Source organism: Cytobacillus sp. QJM3NY_8 (genome assembly GCF_056173585.1).
The window spans coordinates 3,485,285-3,498,896 of the sequence record NZ_CM149681.1 but is presented as its reverse complement, the minus strand read 5'-3'; the positions used below and the strand labels follow the sequence as shown (position 1 = coordinate 3,498,896).

12 protein-coding genes are annotated in these 13,612 nt (G+C 42.7%); 10 read left to right on the top strand and 2 right to left on the bottom strand.

The window, feature by feature from the left end; translation table 11 throughout:
- The first annotated feature begins 646 nt into the window (after window positions 1-646).
- The 7 genes from AC0VZ9_RS17985 (at window position 647) to AC0VZ9_RS17955 (ending at window position 8,793) form a co-directional block, all read left to right on the top strand.
- On the top strand, window positions 647-1,417 hold the full coding sequence (locus AC0VZ9_RS17985; RefSeq protein WP_009333559.1) for an ABC transporter ATP-binding protein: 771 nt from the start codon (window positions 647-649) through the stop codon (window positions 1,415-1,417).
- 60 nt (window positions 1,418-1,477) lie between these two features.
- A complete protein-coding gene (locus AC0VZ9_RS17980; protein ID WP_192908963.1) occupies window positions 1,478-3,379 on the top strand; it encodes an AMP-binding protein in 1,902 nt (633 codons plus the stop codon).
- Window positions 3,379-4,263 (top strand): branched-chain amino acid ABC transporter permease, encoded by an 885-nt coding sequence (locus AC0VZ9_RS17975; protein ID WP_009333561.1) that lies wholly within the window; start codon window positions 3,379-3,381, stop codon window positions 4,261-4,263. The genes AC0VZ9_RS17980 and AC0VZ9_RS17975 overlap by 1 nt, the downstream gene beginning before the upstream one ends.
- Before the next feature lie 4 nt (window positions 4,264-4,267).
- Window positions 4,268-5,329: a branched-chain amino acid ABC transporter permease gene (locus tag AC0VZ9_RS17970; protein WP_019382495.1), complete on the top strand. Its 1,062-nt coding sequence runs from the start codon at window positions 4,268-4,270 to the stop codon at window positions 5,327-5,329.
- 83 nt (window positions 5,330-5,412) lie between these two features.
- The gene (locus tag AC0VZ9_RS17965; RefSeq protein ID WP_251174985.1) at window positions 5,413-6,591 is read left to right on the top strand and encodes an ABC transporter substrate-binding protein; all 1,179 of its coding nucleotides are present in this window, start codon (window positions 5,413-5,415) and stop codon (window positions 6,589-6,591) included.
- 241 nt (window positions 6,592-6,832) lie between these two features.
- Window positions 6,833-7,621, top strand: coding sequence for an ABC transporter ATP-binding protein (locus tag AC0VZ9_RS17960; protein ID WP_009333564.1), 789 nt, complete (start codon window positions 6,833-6,835; stop codon window positions 7,619-7,621).
- Complete coding sequence (locus AC0VZ9_RS17955) at window positions 7,621-8,793, top strand: phenylacetate--CoA ligase family protein (RefSeq protein WP_019382498.1); 1,173 nt, start codon at window positions 7,621-7,623, stop codon at window positions 8,791-8,793. Before AC0VZ9_RS17960 ends, AC0VZ9_RS17955 begins: the two co-directional genes overlap by 1 nt.
- Window positions 8,794-9,637: 844 nt before the next feature.
- Here AC0VZ9_RS17955 and AC0VZ9_RS17950 read toward each other — a convergent pair.
- Together AC0VZ9_RS17950 and AC0VZ9_RS17945 are read right to left on the bottom strand one after the other, a co-directional pair.
- Window positions 9,638-10,240: a class I SAM-dependent methyltransferase gene (locus tag AC0VZ9_RS17950; protein ID WP_475396583.1), complete on the bottom strand. Its 603-nt coding sequence runs from the start codon at window positions 10,238-10,240 to the stop codon at window positions 9,638-9,640.
- 99 nt (window positions 10,241-10,339) lie between these two features.
- Window positions 10,340-11,140, bottom strand: a complete 801-nt coding sequence (locus AC0VZ9_RS17945) for a DUF169 domain-containing protein (protein ID WP_033196598.1) — start codon at window positions 11,138-11,140, stop codon at window positions 10,340-10,342.
- A gap of 172 nt (window positions 11,141-11,312) precedes the next feature.
- Between AC0VZ9_RS17945 and AC0VZ9_RS17940 the strand changes: the two genes are divergently transcribed.
- The 3 genes from AC0VZ9_RS17940 (at window position 11,313) to AC0VZ9_RS17930 (ending at window position 13,544) form a co-directional block, all read left to right on the top strand.
- Window positions 11,313-11,729 (top strand): SRPBCC family protein, encoded by a 417-nt coding sequence (locus AC0VZ9_RS17940; RefSeq protein WP_475396582.1) that lies wholly within the window; start codon window positions 11,313-11,315, stop codon window positions 11,727-11,729.
- Window positions 11,729-12,055, top strand: a complete 327-nt coding sequence (locus AC0VZ9_RS17935; RefSeq protein ID WP_019382502.1) for an ArsR/SmtB family transcription factor — start codon at window positions 11,729-11,731, stop codon at window positions 12,053-12,055. Before AC0VZ9_RS17940 ends, AC0VZ9_RS17935 begins: the two co-directional genes overlap by 1 nt.
- Window positions 12,056-12,173: 118 nt before the next feature.
- Complete coding sequence (locus AC0VZ9_RS17930; RefSeq protein WP_009333570.1) at window positions 12,174-13,544, top strand: MATE family efflux transporter; 1,371 nt, start codon at window positions 12,174-12,176, stop codon at window positions 13,542-13,544.
- The last annotated feature ends 68 nt before the right edge of the window (window positions 13,545-13,612 follow it).

Genomic DNA, 13,612 nt, shown 5'->3' with positions numbered 1-13,612 from the left:
GTTTACTAGCATTGTTATGTAAGCGGCACTTTTTTAATCACCAGCCTATAAAAAAATAAAGAAATGAATGGATTTGTTTGCAAACTGCCATGCGGCAGTATGATGCAAAAACGTGGCAGCAGATACATTTCAAGAAAATCTGCAAGGTAATTAATTTAGGTGTGATTTAACTAGTAATCCAAAAGCGGGGCCTCAGCAGCCTTCATGGAGGGGTAAAGGTTGCTCGAGACCAAACTTTCATATGCACAGCGGCTTTCCAGCACACTTTCAGCTAAGCCTGGTTAACGGCACTTTAAGAAGTTAATCGTGTTTTTTCCTGATTATAGTAAACCAAAATGGGTATATTCTAATAAAAATTAACATTGAACGGGTGAATTCCTAAGCTGAGCACATCTGTGTTAGCTTTTTTTCGTTCTTTTTACATAAAGAGTTTCCCTCATAATTATTACTTAGCTTATAGTGAAAAATACTTACACATAAGGAAATTGTCATATCAATATTCCATTTCACATAAAAATGAAAAATAGCTAAGGGCTAAAAAATATTTTAAATATAAAAAGGAGAAAATAAATATGTAAAGAATATTAAAACTATTCATAATTTTATAAAAAATATTTTGTGTTTCGAAATAAAGGGGGTTAGCAAGTTGGGGATATTAGAGATTAAAGATGCTACTTTGAGGTTTGGAGGCGTAGTGGCGCTTGACAACGTCTCATATGAAGTGCAGGAAGGAGAGATTTTTTCACTTATTGGGCCAAATGGCGCAGGGAAGACAAGTATGCTGAATTGCATTAGCGGACTATACAAGCCTTCATCTGGTTCCATCCATTTCAAGGGGGAAGATATCACCCGCTATAAACCTCACAAAAGAGCCAGTATGGGCATTGCCAGGGCATTCCAGAACATCGAACTTTTTCCGCATTTATCTGTTTTGGACAATCTGATGCTTGGCAGGCATGTGAGAATGAAAACCGGACTCCTTGCAGGAGGATTTTATTGGGGAAAGGCGCAAAGAGAGGAAATTGAACATCGGAAAAAAGTTGAGCAGGTGATCGATTTTCTTGAAATTGAGGATATCCGCAATACTCCCGTGGGTACCCTTTCGTATGGATTGCAGAAAAGAGTCGAAACCGGCAGGGCTCTGGCACTGGAACCTGACATCCTTCTTCTGGATGAGCCGATGGCAGGCATGAATAGTGAGGAAAAAGAGGACATGGCCAGATACATTATCGACATTCATGAAGAAATGAATACAACTATTATATTAATTGAACACGACATGGGGGTTGTAATGGATTTATCCGATCACATTGCAGTTCTTGATTTTGGTAAGCTGATTGGTTACGGGACGCCTGAAGAGATTCAGAATAATCCTAGAGTCATAGAAGCTTATCTGGGAGAGGAGAATGCCGTATAAAAGATGATTCGTCTAAACGGTAGATTAATAGTTTTGTAGGGGGGAGAGATTCTTTTGAGCATGACATTTCCGCAGCTGCTTATTGAAAGGGCTTACATAAATGGGTCACAAGTTGCTTTAAGAGAAAAAGAATTTGGAATTTGGAATGAGATAACGTATGAAGCGTTCTTGGAGAAAGTTAAGAATTTCAGCTTGGGATTGGCCTCTTTAGGACTAAAAAGGGAGGATAAGCTAGCCATTATCGGCGATAACAGACCTGAATGGGTAATCAGTGAGCTTGCTGTGCAAAGCTTGGGCGGCATTTCAGTTGGAATCTATCAGGAATCCTTATCTGCAGAACTTAGTTACATTATTGATAATTGTGACGCAACTATAATAGTTGCGGAAGATCAGGAGCAAGTGGATAAGCTGATGGAGATTAAAGACTCCATTCCTAAAGTCAGAACGATTATTTATTATGATTCACGGGGCATGAGAAGTTATCGGGAGGATTTCCTGTTTGAATTTGAAGAGGTTCTGCAAATGGGACAAAGCTGTCACTCGGAGCAGCCTGATTTATTTTCGCAGGAAGTTGATAAAGGCACTGCAGATGACGTGGCGATTTTATCATATACTTCAGGAACAACAGGCAATCCGAAAGGAACGATGCTTACCTACCGGAATCTGCTGGATATGGCTAAAAATTTGTCAGACATTGATCCGCTGACGGACAAAGATGAATATGTTTCATTCCTTCCGCTTGCCTGGATCGGGGAGCAGATGATGACCCTTGCGATGGGCTTATACAATGGAATGACAATTAATTTCCCTGAAGAGCCTGCAACCGTTTTGGAAGATCTGCGGGAAATTGGGCCACAGGTTATGTTTTCGCCGCCAAGAATCTATGAAGATATGGTGTCGCGCTTTCAGGTCAGAATTCAGGATAGCGGCTGGCTGAAAAGAAAGATATATAACTGGTGCAAGCCGATAGGCGAGAAGGTAGCTAAAGCCCATTTTGGGAATAAACCTGTCAGCGCAGGTACGAAGGCTCTTTATAAAATTGCTGATTATGTGATGTTCAGTGCAATTCGCGATCACTTTGGACTTTTGAAGATCAAGCGTGCTTATACCGGCGGTGCTCCTTTGGGTCCGGATGTATTTGAATTCTTTCACAGTATTGGAGTCAATGTAAAAAGCATTTACGGGCAGACAGAAGTTGCCGGCATATCCATTGTGCACAGGGATGGCGACATTAAGCTTGATAGTGTCGGAATTCCTATTCCGGGAACAGAAGTGAAAATTTCTGATGAAGGGGAAATTCTGATCAGGAGCTCGAGTGTGTGCAAAGGGTACTACAAAAACGAGAAAAGCACAATCGAAACCATACAGGAAGGCTGGCTGCATACAGGGGATGCAGGGAGGCTGGATAAGGAAGGGCATTTGTATATCATTGACAGGATTAAAGATGTCATCCGTCTTGATACAGGTGAGATGTTCTCCCCGCAATTTATCGAGAATAAGCTTAAATTCAGCTCGTTCATACAGGAAGCGGTAGCAATCGGGAAGGATCGCCCATATGTGGTTGCCATGATCAATATTGATATGAAAAATGTAGGGCGCTGGGCCGAGAAAAATCAAATCAGCTATACCACGTATACCGATTTATCTTCCAAACCTGAAGTGCTGGAATTAATCGAAAAACAGGTGCAGGAAATCAACCAGACCCTGCCTGAAAAAGCCCGGGTTAAGAAATTCGTACTTCTATATAAAGAACTGGATGCCGATGATGAAGAGCTTACAAGAACAAAGAAAGTCCGCAGGCAATTTGTTGCTAAAAAATATCAGGCATTGATCGACGGGCTTTATACAGAGGACAAAAAAATACGTGTAAATGGCACGATCAAATATCGTGACGGCATGGAACAAACCATCCAAACAACGCTTCAAGTCATTTTTATGGATGAAGGAGAGGGGGCAGCTTAATGACTTTTTTCTTGCAGATGCTTGTAACAGGAATCGTGGTAGGAAGTGTTTATGCACTTGTGGCATTGGGCTTTGTGCTTATTTATAAATCCAGTGACGCCATCAACTTTGCACAGGGTGAGTTCCTTTTAATTGGAACGTATGTATGTTTAACGCTTATTACAGCCTACAACATCCCGTTTATAGCAGCCCTTTTAATTGCGCTTATGTTCAGTGCCGTTTTGGGATTTGTCATTGAACGGATTGTTCTGAGGCCGTTTATCGGAGAGCCGGTCATATCCATGATAATGGCGACGATCGGTTTATCGAGTGTTCTTGCCGGGATTGTCCATATTATTTGGGGCCATGAAACACGTGTGTTTCCAAAAATCTTCTCAGAGCAGCCTGTTAATCTGGGTGAAATTGTCATTGCGCCCGTCTATTTATGGTCACTTTTAATCGTTGTGGCTATGCTAATCATTTTCACTCTATTTTTCAAATATTCGAAGCTGGGAATTGCGATGAGGGCAACCGCAGATGATCAGCAGGCAGCGATGTCGATGGGAATCAGCGTAAAAATGATTTTCGCAGTTGCCTGGGCGATTGCTGCCATTGTTTCAGCAGTTGGAGGCATCCTTCTCGGGAACATAAATGGTGTTAATGCATCCCTTTCAGCGATCGGGTTAAAGGTACTTCCGGTTGCCATCCTTGGGGGACTTGACAGTATCCCAGGGGCCATCATCGGCGGACTGATTATCGGCATTCTTGAGAGCCTGACCGGGGGATATCTGGATCCATTGGTTGGTGGCGGTCTGAAAGAGGTTATGCCGTTTGTCATCCTCGTATTTATCCTTATGTTCAAGCCATATGGTTTGTTCGGAAAAAAAGAAATCGAGAGGGTGTAGCCGAGTGAGAAATCCTTTTGTAATGGATTGTGGAGAATTCCATGTGAATTATAAACAAGATATGGCTATCTGGAAAATAACCAGAGTAAGGATGCGTGTCTTCATTCTTCTGGCTGTATTTGCAGTATTCCCGATGTTGGCATCCGATTATATTATTGGACTGGCTACGCTTTGCGGAATTGCCGCGATTGGTGCTATTGGTTTGAACATCCTGACGGGTTTTACCGGCCAGATTTCCATAGGGGTAGGCGCCTTTCTGGGGGTAGGCGGTTATACATCGGCCATTCTGACAGCAAAGCTGGGGTTAAGCTTCTGGATTGCTATGCCGACAGCCGGCATTGTGACGGCGATTGTAGGCGGACTATTCGGATTGCCTTCCTTAAGGCTAAAAGGATTATATCTAGCCATTGCCACCCTGGCAGCACAGGTAATCATCCTGTTTGTTATTTCCCGCTGGGATGCGCTGACTGGCGGAACAGCCGGAATGGTCCTATCCAGGCCTGAACTTGGCAGTTTTGTCTTTTACAGTGAGCGGAGCTATTATTATCTGATGTTTACGGTGCTGATTATTACAGCCGCCTTTACCTTAAACCTCTTCCGATCGCGGGTCGGCAGGGCATTCATAGCAGTCCGTGACCGTGATGTCGCTGCAGAAGTTATGGGAATCGATTTGTTTAAGTATAAGGTATTGGCATTTATTGTTAGTTCCTTTTTCGTCGGCATCGCCGGAGCTTTACTGGGTCACTATACGATGGTTGTAAGTCCCGAGCTTTACAGCATCACAGTGTCCATTGAATACTTGGCAATCATACTGGTAGGCGGTTTAGGGAGTGTATTCGGGTCGATTTACGGAGCCGTTTTTATTACACTGCTTCCGGTTGTCCTCAGGTCAGGTGTAGAAATGATGAGCGGGGTTTTCCCAGACTTATCTGCAGTCTTAATAGGAATGAAAGAGGTGGTATTTGGCCTCGTGATTATCTTATTCCTGATTTATGAACCGCAGGGGCTCGCAAAAATATGGAAGAATATTAAAGACTACTTTAAGCTGTGGCCGTTTTCTTATTAATTCCCGGGTAATAATTTCTGAAAATTTTGAAAGCAAAACTTTCAAATTTTTATAAAAAAGAGGTAAAAATGAGGGGGAACATTATGAAGAAGGTGTGGAAAGGTTTATTGGCAGCAACATTAATGGCTGGAATGCTTGCTGGCTGTTCAGGAGGCAGCGAGGGAGCATCCGGTGACAAGAAAGGCACTGTCAAAATCGGCGGTATCTTTGACCTAACGGGCGGTACCGGTGATGTAGGAACACCATATGCAGAAGGTGAAAAAGCATTTTTTGAATCCATTGCAGGTGAGGAGATCAATGGCTATAAGCTCGAATTAATCGGTGATGACTATGCTTATAAAATTCCTGAAGCTCAAAAACTTTATCAGAAATTAAAATCAAAGGATAAAGTATCGGCTATTTTAGGATGGGGAACAGGTGACACAGAAGCTCTTCGCCAGCAGGTGGCAGCCGACAAGCTTCCATTCATCTCGGCTTCATACTCAGAGAATCTAAAAAATATTGACGAAAGTCCATATAATTTCCTGGCCGCCGCTTCTTACTCCGACCAGGCAAGATCTGTACTGAAATGGATAAAAGACAATCACACTGGCGGCACACCTACTGTTGCCTTAATTTACAACGATACGGCTTTTGGAAAATCCCCAATTGAAGATGCCAAAAATTATGCACAGGAAAATGGCATTGAAATTGTTGATGAGCAAATAGTTGACCTGAAAACACTTGATGCAACCTCCCAATTACTGAACATGGAAAAGAAAAATCCTGATTATGCGATTATCAACCAAACTTGGGGGGCAACCGCAACGATTCTCAAAGATGCTAAAAAGCTTGGCCTTGATACAAAATTCATCGGTTTAAACTGGGCTACCGGAGAAGGCTTGCTTCCAATTGCGGGCGATGCGGCTGAAGGATTTATCGGGGTTGTCACACATGCATTCCCTTATGAAGATCTTCCTGGAATGGAAGAAATCAAGAAGTTCGTAGAAAGCAAGGGAGAAAAGCTGGAAGACAAAAACCAGAAATTTATCCAGGGATGGGTTTCCGCAAAAATTATGGTTGAAGGCCTAAAACTTGCTGAAGACCCGACTTCAGGCGAAGGGATCCGATCTGGCCTTGAGAAAATCTCAAATCTTGATCTTGGCGGTCTAGCTGCCCCAGTTACATTTTCACCTGACAATCATGCTGGTACAAACCAAATTCGGTTGGCAGAAGTCAAAAACGGCCAGTTTGAAGTGTTCACTGATTATATCGGCTACTAAAATGGTGGGGGCGAGGTTTTATACCCGCCTCCTGTTAACTTTTAAAGGCTTGGATCATTACTAACTAGATTGAGAACTTGGCAAATAAACTCGAAATTTGGCAAACAAACGATTTGAATCCGCAAACAAATCTCAGATTTTGCAAATAAACCGAGAAAACCAGCAAACAACAAATGATTCAGAACTTGACCTTGGGACGAATAAATAGAGAAAGAGTTTATAAAGCTGGGAGGACAGATGAATGCTGACAATAAACAATGTCGAAGTGATGTACGATAAGGTCATCCTTGTACTAAAGGGGATGTCAATGGTGGTGCCCAAAGGGAAAATAGTTGCGTTGCTCGGCAGTAATGGCGCCGGGAAAACGACTACCCTTAAAGCCATTTCCGGACTGTTGAAAAGTGAGAATGGTGAAGTAACAGACGGATTTATCGAGCTTTATGGGGAGCGCATTGATGTAAGCGATGCTGAAACCATCGTAAAGAAAGGCATTTTTCAGTGCATGGAAGGAAGGCGCGTATTCAAGCACCTATCTGTGGAAGATAACCTGATTGCGGGTGCACATACCAGGAAAGACCGGAAGAATATTAAAAGTGATATTCAAAAAGTCTATCATTATTTTCCAAAGCTTGAAATGCTGAAGCACAGGCAGGCCGGCTATCTGTCAGGAGGAGAGCAGCAAATGCTGGCCATTGGCAGGGGGATCATGGCAAAGCCAAAGGTGCTGCTTCTTGATGAACCTTCATTAGGACTGGCCCCACTATTAGTAAAAGAGATTTTCGGGATCATAAAAAAAATCAATGAAGAAGAGGGGACCACGATATTGGTAGTTGAACAAAATGCCAATGTTGCCTTATCGATTGCCGATTATGGATACATCATGGAAAACGGCCGGATTGTGATGGATGGAACGGTGGACCGGCTCCTTTCCAATCAGGATGTGCGTGAATTTTACCTGGGAATGGGGGATAAGGGACGGAAAAGCTATAAAGATATTAAATCTTATAAAAGAAGAAAGAGGTGGCTGTAGTGGAAAAGCTGAAGGAAGTGATCCAGCATGCCTATGACAATGCAAGAGGCTTTAAAAGTCAGCTTGATGAGGCACATATTTCTCCAAGTGACATTCTATCTCTAAAGGATTTACAAAAAATTCCCGTGCTTAAAAAAGACCAATTGCCGGAACTGCAATCTGCAGATCAGCCCTTCGGAAGCCTTTCAGCTGTAAAGCCTAATGAGATGGCACGAATCTTTATGTCACCAGGACCAATTTATGATCCGCAAACCACCGAGAAGGATTTTTGGCGTTTCTCAGAAGCTCTCAGGGCAGCTGGTTTTAACAGTAATGATATTGTTCAGAATACATTTTCCTATCATCTTTCACCGGCAGGCTTTATGTTTGACTCGGCACTCCGAGAATTAGGAGCAACTGTCATCCCGGCAGGAACCGGGAATCGGGAACTGCAGATTCAGATCATGAAGGATACCAGGGTAACCGGCTATGTGGGAACTCCCAGCTTCTTTAGCCTTTTACTTGATGCCCTTGAAGAAAAGGGATGGAAGATGGGAAATGATGTTGTCTTGAACAAAGCTTTCTTTACTGCTGAAATGCTGACTGAACAAATGCGGAAAAGGTGTGAAGACAATGGAATTTCGGTATATGAAGGCTATGGGACTGCGGATTGCGGATGTATTGCTTTTGAAGACAAGCAGGGCCCGGGGTTGAGAATAACTGATTCTGCCATCGTGCAAATCTGTGACCCGCAGACTGGATGGGAGGTTTCAGATGGAGAAGGGGAAGTGGTTGTCACTCTATTTGATAAGAGCTACCCGCTCATCCGCTTTGGCACGGGCGACCTCTCCCGCTGGGTTAAAGGGTACGAAGGAAAAAGGATTGCAGGAGTGCTGGGGCGTGTTAGTGATGGTGTAAAGGTAAAAGGAATGTTTGTAAGAGAAAAACAGCTTGCAAAGATCTTGAATGAAGCAGGGTATTCGATTTTCCAGGCTGTTGTCACAAATGAGAACGGGCAGGATCAGCTTGCCATTTTCATAGAGTCTGAGGAAGGCTTGGAATCTGAGCTTTCAGCAAAAATTCAGGATGTGATCCGGGTCAAGCCAATCCTGAAATTAACAGCGGCAGGCTCAATTAAAAAGGATGATAAGAAGCTGGTGGATAACCGGAATTACGAATTAAAGAAGGTGTAGTCAAAGGAGGCTGATTGAATCGGCCTTCTTTTTTATAGAGAACTGAAAAGGATTTCTAATTTTGAACTATGAATAAAGGCGAAAGTGGATCATGAATAAGAGAATGGGAGTAAATCTTTCACATTAATGACGAAAATGCGCTAGGGGAGAGGAAACTGGTAGTTAATCAGCCGGATTAAGGCCGAAAATGTGGAGGGGAGGAGGAAACTGGTAGTTAATCGACTGGATTAACGCCGAAAATGTGGAGGGGAGGAGGAAACTGGTAGTTAATCGACTGGATTAACGCCGAAAATGTAGAGGGGAGGAAGAAACAGATAGTTAACCAGCCGGATTAAGGCCGAAAATGTGGTAGGGGAGAGGAAACTGGTAGTTAATCGACTGGATTAACGCCGAAAATGTGGAGGGGAGGAGGAAAAGGGTAGTTAATCGACTGGATTAAGGCCGAAAATGTGGAGGGGAGGAGGAAACTGGTAGTTAATCGACTGGATTAACGCCGAAAATGTAGAGGGGAGGAAGAAACAGATAGTTAATCAGCCGGATTAAGGCCGAAAATGTGGTAGGGGAGAGGAAACTGGTAGTTAATCGACTGGATTAACGCCGAAAATGTGGAGGGGAGGAGGAAAATGGTAGTTAATCGACTGGATTAAGGCCGAAAATGTGGAGGGGAGGAGGAAACTGGTAGTTAATCGACTGGATTAACGCCGAAAATGTAGAGGGGAGGAAGAAACTGATAGTTAACCAGCCGGATTAAAGCCGAAAATGTTAAGAGGGAAAAAACGGTAGCTATTCAGCTGCCAACAACAAAGATAGAGTAGCAATCCCCAATGATGCCGCTAATTAAACATTAAAGGCTGCCATCGCTATTCTCACACTCCATTACCAGAAACAATCCTTTATAATAGGAAGCCACATTCGTAACCTTCATGCCGGATTTCTGAATAGACAGAAGTGTATCACGGTTTAGGTGGCAGCCGTCACAAATTCGTTTCCATAGAGGATTCAGGGCTTCCTGGGCAAATGCCAGAGCGGGCTGCTCCATTTTAACATGCTCAAAGAATAGTATTTTTGCCTTTGGCTTACATACTCGTCTGATCTCCGCTAGCGCTTTGTCAGGATTTGGTATCGTGCAGAAAACAAGAGTGGCAACTGCTGAATCAAATGTTTTGTCCGCAAATTCAAGATCTTCAGCTGACTGCCGGTGGATATGGATAGGTACTGCGGCCGCATTTTTGCGAGGAATAGATTTTTCAATCATTGCCTGGTTTGGTTCAATGGCATCGACCCGATCCGCCTTTTTGTATAAAGGGAAGTTAATGCCTGTGCCGGCACCAACTTCGAGTACCCGGCCGTCCACCATGGAAAGAATTTCACTTCTGATTTTCCGGAATTTTCTTTTTTCTAGAGGCTGCATGGCCAAATCATATAGGGATGGGAATAAGCTGCTCAAAAAATTCACTCTTTTCATAATAGCTGTCTTTTTCTATTTTACTCTTATCATAAAATGAAACAAGCCGGTACCTCTCTTAGGGGCACCAGCATCAAATAATCAGGGGAGGCTGTCGAACATCTCGTTAAGCTTCTCATACGTGTCCGGATACTTTGCCTCATACTGAAGGTAGGTTGGAACTGGGTAGCGCACACCGCCTTTGTGGGTTTGCTGTAATCCCTCAGCAAACTCATCTGCCATGGAAAAAGGAATGGTAAAGGCCATTTCGTGATCATGTGTCTGCCCGAAAACCCGATCTCCATAGCATGGCAGGATCACTTGCGGCTTACCGGTTTTTATGGTCTTAATAACGATATCGGCACAGTCAGCTCTAGCCGTAAAAGTGGATGTAATTTCACCGCCCGTATGATAGAGGGCAGCCGCAACCATTCTCATGACTTGGGCTGAATTACCATAAACAGTGATTACTTCCGGTTCAAATGCTGCTCTCCCCAGAGGAGCCATTAATACAGTTCCGGCTTCCTCTTTTGAAAATTTAGGAACTGCCGCTTCGGTTAAGGCGCCAAGGTCACAGGTTTTAGTATACATGCCATCTGTTAAGCTGCCTTTTGAGTAATAGTCGAGTTCCTCTTCAAATCCAAAAGCGATTTTGGCAATTGGGCATGATAAGTCTTCTTTGCCCATGGCAATGGACCAGCCATATCTTCTAGACATTGTCACACCCTGACAGATGCTGAATGTTTTGCCAAAGTCTCTTGCCGGACGTTTTACCCTGACAGGCAATTCCTCCTCTTTTTTCAAAACTCTTATAGCCAGCGGAAAAGTATCGGGTCTCACATATGTAAGAATCGCAGTTTCCAGATCAGAAAGTTTTTGGGCTTGAATCGTTTCCTGCATCATGATCCCTCCTTTAGATATTAGATTAATTCTGTAAATTATATGGATTAACCTGCATATTTAGGCTTTATTTTAGAAAACATCATAATATTCCAGTTGACATAAAACCAAAAGGTTGTATATGATTTAAATGAAACCAAAAGGTTGTATTTTATAATTAAAGGAGAGTATGTAAATGGAAACACTTCAGGATATTAAACAAACAGTTATACTTAATGCGCCGATTGAAAAAGTTTGGAAGACAGTCTCTACTTCGAAAGGGATCGAAGCGTGGTTTATGCCAAATGATTTTAAGGCTGAGCTGGGCTATGAATTTCATATTCAGTCCCCATTTGGTCCGTCCCCATGTAAGGTCACAGAACTGGATGAGCCTAACCGGCTTTCTTTTAAATGGGATACAGATGGATGGTTTGTATCTTTCCTATTGAAAGATTTGGGCGGCAAAACTGAATTTACTCTTATACATGGCGGCTGGAAACAGTCAGATGAACTGGTTGAGAAGGCTCAAGCTGAGAGTGCGGTTATCCGTGAAAGAATGTCACATGGATGGACTGGAATTCTTGCGAAGCTTGGCAAGGTTGTTGAGGAATAATGGGTGCTTCTGCCAGGAAACATGATGTGTTTCAGGCAATCGCCGATCCAACTAGGAGAGAAGTATTAAGGCTGCTGGCTGAAAAAGAACGCCCGATCTCAGAGATAAGTGCTCATTTTCCCATAAGCCGGACCGCCATATCAAAACATCTTCAGATCCTTTCTGAAGCTGAGTTAGTAAAAGGGAAAAAGGCAGGCAGAGAAAGAATCTACCATCTCCAGCCTGAGCCGCTGACAGAATTGAAGCAATGGCTTTCCTACTATGAACAATTCTGGAATAATAAGCTGCAAAAACTTAAATATATAGTTGAAGAAGAAAATGAGTGATGTCCTGAAAAAAGAGCTTCTGCAGCTCTTTTTTCTTTTGTCTAAAAGTAAGGTCTTTATTCTTAAAGATATAATATAATGATATTTATGATTAATATTTTGAGAAGGAGTACTTAGGATGTATCAGACATTTACTTTACAGGAGAAGATCAGGCAAATTACCATCATGTTAATTCCCATTTTAATCACGCAGCTTGGCATGTTTGCAATGGTCTTTTTTAATACGATCATGTCGGGAAGATATAATGCTTCCGACCTTGCTGGCGTAGCGATAGGCTCCTCCATTTGGAATCCTGTTTTTACCGGGCTCAGCGGAATTTTAATGGCTGTATCTCCAATTGCGGCTCAAGCGTTTGGAGAGAAAAAGAACAAGGAAGTAACTTCTATCGTAAAAAATGGAATATTTCTGGGCTTTGTTATTGCCTTTGCAGTCATTCTGTTGGGTTCATTTTTGCTTGACCCGCTGCTAGATAGCATGAATCTGACTAATGCTGTGGAAGCAACGGCTCGGGGCTATCTTGTGGGACTCAGCTTTGGAATCGTTCCTTTATTCATATTTAATGTTTTAAGATCTTTCATCTATGCACTCGGCAAAACGAGAGTTGTAATGGTGATTTTGTTTTGTTCGCTTCCAATCAATTTCTTTCTGAATTATGTCCTGATATTTGGCTATTGGGGATTTCCTGAACTGGGAGGAGCAGGTGGAGGGTATGCAACTTCTATTACTTATTGGTTCATCCTTGTCATGACTGCTTTTATTATAAAAACGAAGGAGCCTTTTTCAAACTATACGATATTCAGCGGTCTTAATGATTTTTCATGGGATAAATGCAAAGAAATCTTAAAGATTGGAGTACCCATGGGATTGTCAATCTTTTTTGAAACGAGTATGTTTGCAGTGGTGACCATCTTAATCAGTAAATTCAATGTGACAACTATTGCCGCTTATCAGTCTGCATTAAACATTGTTTCCTTCCTGTATATGATCCCGATCAGCATTTCCATGGCGCAGACAGTGTTAGTCGGATTTGAAGTGGGTGCAGGCAGGTATAAGGATGCAAAAGCCTACAGCTGGCTTGGCATCTATTTAGCCGTATTGATTGCCTTGTTTACTGGGCTGCTGGTCGTATTTTTCCGCTATGAAGTTGCAGGTTTTTATTCTACTGATAGTGCCGTTATTGCCTTAACTGCCCATTTTCTGATTTACGCCCTGTTTTTCCAGATTTCTGATGCCATCCAAGCTACTGCACAAGCTGCATTAAGAGGATATAAAGATGTGAATATTTCGTTTGTTATCACATTGATTGCTTATTGGCTGATTTGTCTGCCTGCTGGCTACGTTCTTGCACATCATACCAGCCTCGGGGCTACTGGATATTGGCTTGGCCTTACCTTCGGGCTTCTTGCTGCAGGTGTTTGTCTTTCAATGAGGCTTATCTTTATCCAGAAGAGGAAATTTATCAATGAAGAAATTCGGGAAGCAGGCTAAAAACCGTCTGGCCGTTTATTGCGGCATTGACGGTTTTTTTTATTTGTTAAGTTTTTTTGACATCTACC

What these genes read in the sequence shown, in the direction of transcription:
- AC0VZ9_RS17975 (WP_009333561.1), top strand. Translation starts at nt 3,379, where the DNA reads ATGACTTTTTTCTTGCAGATGCTTGTAACAGGAATCGTGGTAGGAAGT.
- AC0VZ9_RS17980 (WP_192908963.1), top strand. Translation starts at nt 1,478, where the DNA reads ATGACATTTCCGCAGCTGCTTATTGAAAGGGCTTACATAAATGGGTCA.
- AC0VZ9_RS17930 (WP_009333570.1), top strand. Translation starts at nt 12,174, where the DNA reads ATGTATCAGACATTTACTTTACAGGAGAAGATCAGGCAAATTACCATC.
- AC0VZ9_RS17960 (WP_009333564.1), top strand. Translation starts at nt 6,833, where the DNA reads ATGCTGACAATAAACAATGTCGAAGTGATGTACGATAAGGTCATCCTT.
- AC0VZ9_RS17940 (WP_475396582.1), top strand. Translation starts at nt 11,313, where the DNA reads ATGGAAACACTTCAGGATATTAAACAAACAGTTATACTTAATGCGCCG.
- AC0VZ9_RS17935 (WP_019382502.1), top strand. Translation starts at nt 11,729, where the DNA reads ATGGGTGCTTCTGCCAGGAAACATGATGTGTTTCAGGCAATCGCCGAT.
- AC0VZ9_RS17945 (WP_033196598.1), bottom strand. Translation starts at nt 11,140, where the DNA reads ATGATGCAGGAAACGATTCAAGCCCAAAAACTTTCTGATCTGGAAACT.
- AC0VZ9_RS17965 (WP_251174985.1), top strand. Translation starts at nt 5,413, where the DNA reads ATGAAGAAGGTGTGGAAAGGTTTATTGGCAGCAACATTAATGGCTGGA.